This window comes from Nonomuraea sp. B1E8 (genome assembly GCF_039871515.1).
GTDB lineage: Bacteria > Actinomycetota > Actinomycetes > Streptosporangiales > Streptosporangiaceae > Nonomuraea.
In genome coordinates this window covers 221,923-234,334 of the sequence record NZ_JBDPLS010000012.1, presented here as the reverse complement: position 1 = coordinate 234,334, position 12,412 = coordinate 221,923, and the positions used below count along the sequence as shown (strand labels likewise).

Here is a 12,412-nt window from a genome sequence, read left to right as displayed (position 1 = left end):
GGCCGCCGGGCGGCCGTCAGTCCAGCCGGTACGCGCGCCGCGCCGCCCCGGCGAAGACGTCGGCGCGCTCGCTGTCCGACAGGCCCGCGCAGAGCTCGCCGGCGGCCTCGGCGACCCGCTCGTAGCCGGCCGCGAGCAGGCACACGGGCCAGTCGGAGCCGAACATCACCCGCTCGGGCCCGAACGCCTCCAGGACGGTCTCGGCGTACGGCCGCAGGTCGGCCACCTGCCAGGACGCCCGGTCGGCTTCGGTGACCATGCCGGACAGCTTGCAGAAGACGTTGGGGTGGCGGGCCAGTTCCAGGATCCGGCCGCGCCACGGCTTCAGCTCGCCCGAGGCGATCGGCGGCTTGGACAGGTGGTCGAGCACGAACGTCAGCTCCGGCATGGCGGCCACCGTGTCGATGGCGGCGGGCAGCTGGTGCGGGAGCGTGAGCAGGTCGTAGGCCAGCCCGGCGGCGGCCACGGCGGCGAGCCCGCGGCGCACGTCGGCGCGGGTCAGCCAGCCGGGGTCGGGCTCGGACTGCACGCCGTGCCTGACGGCGACCAGCCCGCCGCGCTGTCCATGGGTCAGCCCGGCGAGGGTGTCGGCGGCGTCGGGGGCGGTCAGGTCGATCCAGCCGACGACGCCCGCGACGAGCTCGGACCCGGCGGCCAGGGCCAGGAACTCGCGGGTCTCGTCGAGGTCGGGCAGCACCTGCACCAGCACGGTGCGGCTCACCCCGGCCGCGGCGGCGGGCCCGGCGAGGTCGTCGAGGGTGAACGTGCGGCGTACGGGGGCCATGGGCTCCGGGTCGAGCCAGGCGTGGGGGCGGACGGACAGATCCCAGACGTGGTGGTGGGCGTCGATGCGGGTCATCACGGCTTCCGGCTCGGTCGGGAGCGGGCGATGGCCGCCCTCTCCAGAAGGAGATCGTTTCCGGACCGGAACCTAACATACATCCTACGTTAGAGCCAGGATTGAGGGAGGTATGGACATCAGAGCCCTCTTCGCGTAGACATACATCCCATGTTCGCGGTGAACCTCCGCTGAACACCTCGCCTTCGACGTCCCCCGCGGTCCGCGAGACATCCGGACCCCCTGACGGCGCGATCGCCCTCATCGCTCTCATGACATCCCGCCCCGGCGGCGGCATGCGTTCTGGAAGAGGAGTAACGGTGACCAACGACGGCTACACACGACGAGGCGTGCTGGCGACGGGCTTAGGCGCCGCGGCCGGATCCATGCTCGTGACCGGGGTGAACGCCGGTCCAGCGCGGGCCGGTACGCGGCACGGCCCGGAGGAGAACCCCCTCACCCTCTGGTACACCCGCCCGGCCGAGGAGTGGCTCGAGGCGCTGCCCGTCGGCTGCGGGCGGATCGGCGCCATGGTGTTCGGCGGCGTGGCCACCGAGCGGTTCCAGCTGAACGAGGACAGCATCTGGGCCGGCGGGCCGCACACCTACGACAACCCCGAGGCGCTGGCCGCCCTCCCGCAGATCCGGCAGTGGGTCTGGGAGGACAAGTGGCAGAAGGCGCAGAACCTGGCCGACGAGAAGTTCCTCGGCATCCCGAGCGAGCAGGCGCCGTACCAGGTGCTCGGCGACCTCACCCTGACCTTCCCCGGCTCGGCCGAGTTCACCGGCTACCGGCGCGAGCTCGACCTGACCCGGGCCGTCACCACCGTCACCTACGTCCGCGACGGAGTCCGCCACACCCGCGAGGTCTTCGCCAGCAACCCCGGCCAGGTCATCGTCGTGCGGCACACGGCCGACCAGCCCGGCTCGGTGACGTTCCAGGCGGCCTTCTCCAGCCCGCAGGCCACCACGACGGCCGCCGCGGGGCCGGACACCATCGCCCTCGACGGCGTCAGCGGCGACACCCAGGGGCTCAAGGGCGAGGTGCGCTTCCGCGCCCTGGCCAGGGCCGAGGCGAAGGGCGGGACGGTCGGCACCGACGGCGGCACGCTCACCGTGACCGGCGCCGACGAGGTGACGCTGCTCATCTCCATGGGCTCCAGTTACCGCAGCTTCAAGGACGTCGGCGGCGACCCCGCCGAGGTGGCGGAGCGGCACCTGAAGCGGGCCGCCGGGCAGCCGTACGAGGTGCTGCGGCGCAAGCACGTCCAGGACTACCAGGAGCTGTTCGGGCGGGTCGAGATCGACCTCGGCACGTCGGAGGCGGTCGCGCTGCCGACCGGCGAGCGCATCGCCCGCAAGCAGCTCGACACGGACCCGCAGCTGGCCGCCCTCTACTTCCAGTACGGCCGGTACCTGCTGATCTCCTGCTCCCGGGCGCCCGGCCACGCGGCCAACCTGCAGGGCATCTGGAACGACTCCCTCACGCCGGCGTGGGAGTCGAAGTACACCATCAACATCAACTGTGAGATGAACTACTGGCCGGCCGGGCCCGGCAACCTCATCGAGTGCATGGACCCGCTGTTCGACCTGATCAAGGACCTGGCGGAGACCGGCGCGCGCACCGCGAAGACGCAGTACGGGGCGAAGGGCTGGGTCGCCCACCACAACACCGACGGCTGGCGCGGCACGGCGCCCGTGGACTTCGCCTTCTACGGCGTGTGGCCGACCGGCGGGGCGTGGTTGTGCCTGACGCTGTGGGAGCACTATCTCTACACCGGCGACGAGCGGCGGCTGCGCGAGCACTTCCCGCTCATCAAGGGCTCGGTGGAGTTCTTCCTCGACACCCTCCAGACCGATCCCAGGACCGGCTACCTGGTGACCAACCCCTCCCACTCGCCGGAGGTGGGCCACCATGAGGACGGCGACGAGAACGTCAGCATCTGCGCGGGGCCCACCATGGACATGCAGATCCTGCGGGACCTGTTCGGCGCGTTCGCGGAGGCGTCGGAGGTCCTCGGGGTCGAGGAGGACCTGCGTGCGAAGGCCGGCGAGGCCCGCTCGCGGCTCGTGCCCAACCAGGTGGGGCATCTCGGGCAGATCCAGGAATGGCAGGAGGACTACCGCGGCGACGCCGCCCTGTCGCGCAGCCGGCACATCTCCCACCTGTGGGGGCTGTTCCCCGGCCACCAGATCGACCCGCGCCTCTCCCCCGACCTGGCCCAGGCGGCCCGCCGGACGCTGGAGCTGCGCGGCGAGGCGGGTGCGGGATGGTCGCTCGCCTGGAAGATCAACTTCTGGGCGCGGCTGCTGGACTCCGCCGAGGCGTACAAGCGGCTGGGCAACCTGCTCGTGCCCGCGCGCACCGCGCCCAACATGTTCGACCTGCACCCGCCGTTCCAGATCGACGGGAACTTCGGCGGGGTCTCCGGGATCACGGAGATGTTGCTGCAGAGCCACGGCGGCCAGGTGCACCTGCTGCCCGCCCTGCCCGCCGCGTGGCCCGCCGGGTCGTACCGGGGGTTGCGGGCGCGCGGCGGGTTCGAGGTGGACCTCACGTGGGAGGGCGGCGCCCTGCGGCACGGCCGGATCCGGTCGGACCTCGGACGCGAGCTCACCCTCCGCACCGCCGGCCCGGTCACGGTCACGGAACGGGGCCGCCCGGTCAAGGCCGACCGGCCCGAACCCGGGGTCCTCGTCCTCGACACCCGTAAGGGCGCGACGTACGAGATCACCCCGGCCTGACATCCTCCCGGCCCGGCGGGGTGGCGCCGGGCCGGGAACGCGGGCGGGTGCGGGAGGCCTCGCCGCGGGCGTGGGCGGCGAAGAGGCGGGCCGCCTCGTCCGGGTCGCCGGACGACAGGGCGGTCACCAGGTCGTCGTGGTGGCCGGCCATCGCCATCCAGTCGCCTTCGTAGAGCGGGTTGCCCACCACGTGCAGGCTCCACAGGTTCGACTCGATGGTCCGCCACAACCGCAGCAGGAAGGAGTTGCCGCACGCGGCGCACACCCGCCGGTGGAAGGCGAGGTCGGCGTCCCTGAACGCTCCGATGTCGCCGTCGCCCGCCGCCCTCCGCATGGCCAGCACATCCCCCGCGAGCTGCTGCAACGTCTCGGGCTGGATGCGGGCGGTGGCGCCGCGTGCGGCATACTCCTCCAGCAACACCCTGATGTCACGCACCTCCCGGGCCTGCTCGTCGGAGATCTCCGCGACGTAGCTGCCCCGGTTGGGATAGGAGATGACCAGTCCCTCGTGCGCCAATCGCTTGATAGCCTCTCTCGCCGGGGCCTGGCTGGTGCCGACCCTGCGGGCGATCTCGGCCTCCACCAGCCGCTGCCCGGCCACGAGCTCTCCCGAGACGATCCAGCCGCGCAGCAGCGCGTAGACCCGGTCGGACAGCAGCTCCCTGGGCAGCACCTGGCTGGCGGGTGGCGCGATCTGCTGCTCCTGCCAGATGCGCGCGACCGTCGACTGCGACAGCCCGAGCTGCCTGGCCATCGAGCGGGTGGAGGGCACGGCGGAGCCATGGGCCGCGGCGGCGATCACGCGCTCGGCCTCCTGCCGCTCCGCGCTGCGCGGCCGCCCGGGTCTCGGCGCGTCGGCCAGGCCGTCGAGGCCGCGCTCCACGAAGCGGGCGTGCCACTTCGCGACGGTCGCCGAGCTGACGGCGAGCCGGGCCGCGATCTCCTTGCGCGACAGCCCGTCGGCGCACGCCAGCACGATGCGGCTGCGCAGGCCCAGCCCGCCCCCGGCCTCCTCCGCCCACGTCTCGAGCGTGGCGCGCTCCTCGGCGCCCATTACCAGCCGTTTGTCGTCAACGCGTCCAGTCACGCCCCAACTCTAACGTACTTATGACTCAGACGGCCGCTGGAAACATATTTGTAGCAGAGCATAACCCCTTGACCGCCCCCAGTTATCAACGTATTAAATAATCGCTAATCGAGTATCGACCCATTAAAAAGGCGTCGCAGATCTCGCCCCTTGGAGGTGCGATGCGGTCCCCCCGTTCATTCCCCGTCCTGTCAGGCATCGGATGCCTGCTCCTGCTCACCGGTTGCGGCGGGGGCGGCTTCGCCGGCGACTCCCAAGCACAGCAGAGCGAGGGCGGCCAGGTCACCGTCAGGATGCTGGTCAACATCAGCCCGAACCTCACGCAGGCGTACTGGGACGGCCTGGTCAAGCCGTTCGAGCAGGCGAACCCCGGCATCGACGTGAAGATCGAGGCGCCCACCGGCAAGGGCGTGGCCGACACGCTGCCGCAGCAGCTCGCCGCCGGCAACGCCCCCGACGTGGTCGAGACGCTGATGGCGGACGAGACGCTGGCCAAGCAGATGCTCGACCTGAGCGACCAGCCGTGGGCGCAGGACACGCCGCTGGCCGAGCAGGCCAAGCTGGGCGGCAAGATCTACACCGTCGGCGTCGGCGTGCAGGCCCAGTCGCTGGTCTTCTACAACAAGGCCGCCTTCGATAAGGCCGGGATCGACCAGCCGCCGACCACGTGGGACGAGCTCGACGCGGCCATGGGCAAGCTCAAGTCGGCCGGCTACCTGCCGCTGCAGACCGGCGGCGACTTCCTGACCGGCCTGCAGCTGCTCCAGCTCTCCAACCCCTCCCGCGCCCAGCACCACCCCACCTGGCAGCAGGACGTCACGTCGGGCAAGATCAAGGCCGGCGAGTCGCTGCTGCCTTACCTGGAGCGCTACCACGGCTGGATCGGCAAGGGGTACGTCGACAAGAACGCCCTGGGCATGAAGTACGCCGACGCCGAGACCGCGTTCCTGTCCGGCAAGTCGGGCATGTACGTCATGGGCAGCTGGTTCACCGCCGCCGAGGCCAAGGCCGAGAAGGACTTCGAGGTCGGCGTCTTCCCCGCCCCGGTCGACAAGGGCCAGCAGCACCCCGGCCCGCAGGGCGCGACGCTCGCGGCCCCGTACATGATCCTCAAGTCGACCCCGCAGAAGGACGCGGCGCTCAAGCTGGTCCAGTGGCTCGTCACCGACCCGGCCGCGGTCAAGAGCCAGCTCAAGCAGGACGGCAACTTCCGCACCGGCGTCGAGCGCGAGTTCACCCCGCTGGAGAAGCAGGTGCAGGAGATCCTCGACCAGGCGCCGGCCGGCGTCCCCCAGGGTGAGGGCTACGGCGACGCCACCCTCCCCAAGGGCTTCAACTCCGCGTGGAACACCGAGGTCCAGGGCCTCTACGTGGGCAAGTCGCCCAAGGAGGTCGCCGAGGGCGTGGACCGCTGGCTGGCCGGACGCTCATGACCCTCACCCGGGAAGCACCCGTAGCCGCCGTGCGCGAGACGCCACGCAGGCCCAGGCGGCGGCACGACGGCCTGACGACCGCGCTGATGGCCGGCCCGGCCACCATCCTCTACGTGGTGATGCTGGTCATCCCGGTCGGCCTGGCCTTCTACCTGAGCCTGACCGACTGGGACGGCTTCAGCGCCGACCCCGCCTTCGTCGGCGCCGCCAACTACGCGAGCCTGCTCGACGACCCCGAGCTGCGCCGCGCGGCCCTGGTCACCCTGCTGGTAGCGGCGGCGGGCACGGCCGGGCTCAACCTGCTCGGCCTCGGCTTCGCCCTCCTGGTGAACGGTGCCTCCCGGGCCAACACGTTCTTCCGGATCGTGCTGTTCTACCCGCACGTGCTCAGCGCCCTCGTGGTCGGCTTCCTCTGGTCGGCCATCCTCGGCACCACCGGCGCGGTCAACAACCTGGTGACCACGTGGGGCGGTGAGGTGCTGCCGTTCCTGTCCGACCCCGCCTGGGCCACGGTCACCATGATCGCGGTGCTGGTGTGGGCCGGGTTCGGCGTCAACGTCGTGCTCTACCTGGCTGGGCTCCAGGCGGTGCCGCACTCGCTGATCGAGGCCGCGAAGATCGACGGGGCGACCCGGTGGCAGGTGTTCAGGAACGTGACACTGCCCGCGCTGGGGCCATCGGTGACGATCAACATCGTGCTGTCGCTGGTGACGCTGCTCAAGACGTACGACCTGGTGGTGTCGCTGACGGCGGGCGGCCCCGCCGGGCAGACCCAGACCGTCGCCTACCTCATCCTGTGGAACTCCTTCCACGACGCCCGCCTCGGCTTCGGCTCGGCGCAGTCGGTGATCCTCATGCTGGTCACCGCGGCGCTGGCGTTCGTGGTGACCAAGCTGCGCCGGCGCGGCGAGATGGCGGTGCACCAGTGAGAAAGACCTTCCTCTGGGCGACCGTCGCCTTCATGCTCGTCCCGCTCTACGTGCTGACCGTCAACGCGTTCAAGGGCCAGCAGGACATCCTGAGCGACCCGTTCGGCCTGGGCGGCCTCACGCTGGAACCGCTCGGCAGGGCGCTGACGAACCCGCAGTTCGACGTGGTCAAGGGGTACGCGGTCACGCTGCTGTTCGTGGTGGCCGTCAACGTGCTGTCGGTGCTGCTGGCCGCGCCCGCCGCGTACACGATCGCGCGCAGCCCCAAGCGCCGGTTCCGGGTGCTCATGCTGTTCTTCCTGGCCGGGACGTTCATCCCCGGCCAGGTGCTGGTCATCCCCGTCGTGTACGTGCTCAAGACCCTCGGCCTCATGGGCACGATCCGCGGGTTCGTGCTGTTCGAGACCACGCTCACGCTGCCCTTCTCGATCTTCCTGTACGCCGGCTACATCGCCACCATCCCCGCCGTGCTCGACCAGGCGGCGGCCGTCGACGGGGCGGGGCGGCTGCGCACGTTCTGGCAGATCGTCTTCCCGCTGATGCGGCCCGCGGTCGCCACGATGGTCATCCTCAACACCTTCTCGGTGTGGAACGACTTCGTGAACCCGCAGATCATCCTGGGCCCCGGCAGCGGCCTCTACACGGTGACCACGGGCGTCTACGCCGCCGTCAGCCAGTACTCCACCGACTACACCGTCGTCTTCCCGACGCTGCTGCTGGCCATCGCCCCGCTCCTCGTCTTCTTCGTCTTCATGCAACGGCACATCATCAGCGGCCTCACCGCCGGGGCCACGAAAGGTTGAAGATGCGCACAGTGCCCTCGCCGTCCGAGCCCCCAGAACCCGAGTCCTCCGAGCTCTCCGTGCCCTCCGTCACCGCGACCGTCCCGCTCGGCACGCCGCCCGCCTGGGCGGTGCTGGAGCGCCGCCTGTTCGACACGCTCGACGAGGCCTGGCGGGCCTTCGCCGCCCGCTACTGCGGGCCCGACGGGCGGCTCATCTACCACGGGCCGGCCGCCGACCGGGACGGCGCCGACGACTTCTACGAGGCGTTCTTCAACTGGCCGACGCTCTACCAGCTGGGCGGCGCGGACGACCTGCTGGACGCCGCCAAGCACCACTGGGAGGGCGTCACCACGCAGCTCACGGAGCTCGGCTACCTGGTGGACGAGTTCGAGCGCGGCTATGACTGGTTCCACCAGGGCGAGTCGCTGCTGCTGTTCTACGGCATCTGCGCCGCGGACCCGAACGACGAACGTTTCCGCGAGCGCGCCCGCCGCTTCGCCGACCTCTACCTCCCGGGCTCGGCCAACTACGACGCCGAGCGCGACATCATCCGCGCCCCGCACAACGGCGCCGGCGGCCCCCGCTACGGCCTGCAGTGGGAGTGGGCCTCCTACCACACCGACCTGGTCAGCATGCGGCCGTTCGGCCTGCCGCTGCGCGACCTGCCGGGCATCACGCGGTGGGAGGACCTGGCCGACCCGTACAACGCCGCCCGCATGGGCGCGGCGATGAGCGAGCGCATCGGCCGCGGCGACGTGGCCGTCAACCTGGCCGCGACGAGCCTGGCCGTCAACGCCTGGCTGTACGACGGCGACGAGCGTTACCGCGACTGGGCGCTGCGCTACATCGGCGCCTGGCAGCGCAGGGCGGAGGCCAACGGCGGGATCCTGCCCGACAACGTCGGCCCGTCCGGCGTCGTCGGCGAGCTGCACGGCGGTCGCTGGTACGGCGGCAACTACGGCTGGCAGTGGCCGCACGGCATCTACAGCGTGGGCGCCGCCGCCGCGATCGCCGCGGTCAACGCCCATCTGCTGACCGGCGACGACGCCGCGCTCGCCATCGGCCGCGACCCTCTGGAGGCCGTGTACGGCCACGCCGTCCAGGCGAGCGTCACCGAGACGGACATGAGCATCAGCGACCGCTGGCTGGCCGAGCTCGGCGACGAGGCGGGCAAGCCCACCATGCTGGTGCCCAACCGGCACGACGACCAGGGCTGGTTCGACTTCCAGCCGCCCCAGCTGGGCCTGCCGGTCTGGCTATGGCACGCGAGCCAGTCCGGCGGCGACGCCGACCGGCTCGACCGGCTGCGGGCCGGCTCCGGCTACGACTGGACGGCCGTGCGCCCGTTCCGCAACAAGGAGGAGGCCGGGCACGAGGCGCCCTGGCTGGAGTTCCTGCGCGGCGCCAACCCCGGCTTCCCCGAGGCCATGTTGTCGGCGGCGCTCGGCCAGGTGCAGCGGCGCATGGCGCTCATCGACGCCGACACCGCGGACCTGTCCACCATCCACGTGCACCACTGGCAGCGGCTCAACCCGGTCGTCACGGAGGCGTTGCTGCAGCTGGCCACCGGGACCCCGCAGGTGCTCTACAACGGCGGGCTGCTGCCCGCCCGGCTCGCCTACTTCGACGCCGACCGCCGCCGTCCCGGCCTGCCTCCGGACGTGGCCGCGCTGGTCGACTCCGTACGCCCCGGCTCCACCGGCGTCGAGCTGGTCAACCTCGGCGTCGCCCGCACCCGCAGGGTCGTGGTCCAGGCGGGCGCGTTCGGCGAGCACCGGATCGACCGCGCGGTGATCACCCGGTCCGGCGGCGACGGCTACCCGGGCGACCCGCGCGCCTACACGCCTCCCCCGATCACCGAGACCGGGCAGGAGGTGGCGGTGGGCGGTCCGCGCCTGCTCGTGGAGCTGCCGCCCGGCCGCCGCATCCGGCTCGACCTGCACACGACCGCGCGCGCCCGCACGCCGTCGCACCAGCACTACTGAGGAGTTTCATGGACGACGCCATCTGGGATCTGCCTGTTCGCGGGGAACTGCCCGCCGAACCCGATCCCGCCCTCGTGGAGGGGCTGTCCCGGATCAGCGCCGCCACCGCCTGCGCCAAGCTGCACGCGCAGGGCATCCGGCGCACCTTCGTCGAGGGACCGCGTCCCATCGCCCAAGGACAGAAGATCGCCGGCCGGGTGCGCACGCTGCAGTTCATGCCGCAGCGCGAGGACATCGCCTCCGGGCTCGGCCAGGAGTACGTCGAGCGGCACACCGCCCTGTGGGCCGTGCTCGAGGAGATCCGGCCCGGTGACGTGCTGGTCGTGCAGGCGTACGGCAGCGCCTACACCGGGTGCTTCGGCGACATGCTGGTCCGCTACTTCAAGCGCAAGGGCGGCGCGGGCATCGTCGTCGACGGCCGGATCAGGGACCTGCCCAGGGTGGGCGGCCTCGGCCTGCCGATCTGGTCGACGGGCGCCACCCCCCACTACGCCTCGCAGGCGGAGCTGTTCCCGTGGGCGTACGACGTGCCGGTGGCCGTCGGCGGGACGCTGGCGCTGCCCGGCGACCTGTGCGTGGCCGACGACGACGGCGCGGTGATCGTGCCGCGCCGTCGCGCCCAGCAGGTGCTGGAGGCGGCGGCCGACCACGAGCAGTGGGAGCTCTACAGCCGCGCCCGCATCGAGGAGGGCGGGGCGCTTTCCGACTACTACCCACTCACCCCCGAAACCCGCGCCGAGTACGAGCGGTGGCGGAACATCAAGGAGAGCCAGTGATCCTCAGGTCTGTCGGCGCGATCGTCTTACTCATCGGCGGGTTGACCGCACCCACTCCCGGCCCGACCCCCGGCCCTTCGGCGGCGGGCAAGCCCACCTGTGACTACTACGTCTCCCCCTCGGGCAGCGACCGGGGCGACGGCAGCGACAAGAACCCGTGGAAGTCGATCGAGCAGGCCCGCGACGCCCTGCGGGCCGACAAGAAGCCCCAGAAGTGCGACATCGTGGTCAACGTCAAGGCCGGCGACTACGTCGTCGAGAAGACCATCGAGTTCACCGAGGCCGACTCGGGCGAGAACGGCCACACGATCACCTACCGCAGCGCGGACGGGCCGGGTAAGGCCCGCCTGCTCGGCGCCAAGCCGCTCACGGGCTGGCAGAAGTACAAGGACAACATCTACAAGACCAAGATCGACCGGAACTTCTACACGCTGTTCGAGGACGGCAAGCGCGCCACCACCGCCCGCCACCCGAACAGGACGAGCGACGACCTGTGGTCCCCCTACCTGTTCTCCATCCTCGGCGAGCCGGAGAAGGAGGCGGTGCGCCAGTGGCTGTACTTCAAGCCGGAGGACGTGCCGCAGGAGTGGGACGCGGACTTCGACCAGAACGCCCAGGTCGTGGTCTGGTCAGGCGGCTCGTGGAGCTGGTTCACCGACACCGTGCCGCTGGGCGGCGCCGACTTCCGCAAGAACTTCTTCACGCTCGACCACTGGGCCCGCTACTCGTTCGTCAACAGCCGCAGCGGCTCGCGCTACTTCCTGCAGAACACGCTGCGCTTCCTCGACCAGCCGGGTGAGTACTACTTCGACTTCGCCAAGGGCGAGGTCTACTACTGGCCGCGCGGCTCGATCGACAAGGTCATGGCGCCGACGGTGAAGACGATCCTGCAGATCGCGGGCAGCACCCCCGAGCAGCGGGTGCACGACCTCGCCTTCGACGGGCTGGCGCTGCAGTACAGCGACTTCGTGGACTGGTATCGCGCGGGCTGGATCAGCGAGGGTGACTCGGGTTACGTGCACAAGTATCCGGTCTACGACCGGCAGATCGAGATGCCGCGCAACCGGTTCGGCATGATCACGGTGACGAACTCGCGGGACATCGACCTGACCAGGCTGCGCCTGTCGGACAGCGGCTTCATGGGCGTCTACATGTTGTTCGCCAACGAGCGGGTCAGGGTGTCGGACAGCCTGCTGGAGAACATCGGCGCCGACGGGATCAAGGTCGAGGGCGGCTATCCCGGCGAGGGCGACATCTCAGGCCATCACACGATCACCAACAACTACATCCACCACGTCGGCGAGCTCGTCCCCGGCGACGCGGCCGGCATCGAGCTGCTGAGCACGGGCAACAACGAGATCAGCCACATCAACGTCCGGCACAGCGCCCGCTACGGCATCAGCCTGGAGGTCCGCCCCGAGATCAAGGACGAGGACAACTACGCCCGCAACAACCGCTTCTCCTACATCCGCATCGACGAGGCGGGGCTGGACAGCGGTGACATGGGCGCCTTCTACACCTACGGCGTCAGCAACACCGAGCCGCACGAGATCGACAACCACGTCTCGCAGATGGTGATCGGCGACGTCATCAACGACCCGGCCGGCGCGATGCCGGACAGCGGCACCCGGGGCGTGCACATGGACGCCGGCGGCTGCGGCTTCTCCTTCGCCGACATCGAGGTCGGCGAGGTCAGCGACGACAAGTACCAGAGCTACCAGTGCAACGAGGTCACCAACGCCAACTGGGCGGACGGCTTCGACGCCTCGAAGATGGAGTACGACAAGATCGGCGTGACCAGCGCCTTCCCGTACCCCGTCCCGAGTTAGACGGCG

The 12,412-nt window shown here is 70.7% G+C and carries 9 protein-coding genes; 7 read left to right on the top strand and 2 right to left on the bottom strand.

The window, feature by feature from the left end; translation table 11 throughout:
• Window positions 1–16: 16 nt before the first annotated feature.
• On the bottom strand, window positions 17–859 hold the full coding sequence (locus ABGA98_RS34035) for an amidohydrolase family protein (RefSeq protein ID WP_347622527.1): 843 nt from the start codon (window positions 857–859) through the stop codon (window positions 17–19).
• 299 nt (window positions 860–1,158) lie between these two features.
• Here ABGA98_RS34035 and ABGA98_RS34030 point away from each other — a divergent pair, with 299 nt between their 5' ends.
• Window positions 1,159–3,582 carry a glycoside hydrolase family 95 protein gene (locus ABGA98_RS34030; RefSeq protein WP_347622526.1) on the top strand — a complete coding sequence of 808 codons (2,424 nt, stop codon included), beginning with the start codon at window positions 1,159–1,161 and terminating at the stop codon, window positions 3,580–3,582.
• Here ABGA98_RS34030 and ABGA98_RS34025 read toward each other — a convergent pair.
• Window positions 3,569–4,669, bottom strand: a complete 1,101-nt coding sequence (locus ABGA98_RS34025; protein WP_347622525.1) for an FCD domain-containing protein — start codon at window positions 4,667–4,669, stop codon at window positions 3,569–3,571. The two genes, ABGA98_RS34030 and ABGA98_RS34025, sit on opposite strands and share 14 nt — an antisense overlap.
• Window positions 4,670–4,830: 161 nt before the next feature.
• Here ABGA98_RS34025 and ABGA98_RS34020 point away from each other — a divergent pair, with 161 nt between their 5' ends.
• The 6 genes from ABGA98_RS34020 to ABGA98_RS33995 are packed head-to-tail and all read left to right on the top strand — an operon-like array spanning window position 4,831 to window position 12,406.
• A complete protein-coding gene (locus ABGA98_RS34020) occupies window positions 4,831–6,102 on the top strand; it encodes an extracellular solute-binding protein (protein ID WP_347622524.1) in 1,272 nt (423 codons plus the stop codon).
• Window positions 6,099–7,031, top strand: a complete 933-nt coding sequence (locus tag ABGA98_RS34015) for a sugar ABC transporter permease (protein WP_347622523.1) — start codon at window positions 6,099–6,101, stop codon at window positions 7,029–7,031. Before ABGA98_RS34020 ends, ABGA98_RS34015 begins: the two co-directional genes overlap by 4 nt.
• Window positions 7,028–7,834 (top strand): carbohydrate ABC transporter permease, encoded by an 807-nt coding sequence (locus ABGA98_RS34010; protein ID WP_347622522.1) that lies wholly within the window; start codon window positions 7,028–7,030, stop codon window positions 7,832–7,834. Before ABGA98_RS34015 ends, ABGA98_RS34010 begins: the two co-directional genes overlap by 4 nt.
• A gap of 2 nt (window positions 7,835–7,836) precedes the next feature.
• Window positions 7,837–9,801, top strand: a complete 1,965-nt coding sequence (locus tag ABGA98_RS34005) for a hypothetical protein (RefSeq protein WP_347622521.1) — start codon at window positions 7,837–7,839, stop codon at window positions 9,799–9,801.
• An 8-nt stretch (window positions 9,802–9,809) separates the two neighbouring features.
• Window positions 9,810–10,577, top strand: coding sequence for a hypothetical protein (locus tag ABGA98_RS34000; protein ID WP_347622520.1), 768 nt, complete (start codon window positions 9,810–9,812; stop codon window positions 10,575–10,577).
• Entirely contained in the window at window positions 10,574–12,406 is a 1,833-nt protein-coding gene (locus ABGA98_RS33995; protein ID WP_347622519.1) for a right-handed parallel beta-helix repeat-containing protein, read from the top strand. The genes ABGA98_RS34000 and ABGA98_RS33995 overlap by 4 nt, the downstream gene beginning before the upstream one ends.
• Window positions 12,407–12,412: the final 6 nt, after the last annotated feature.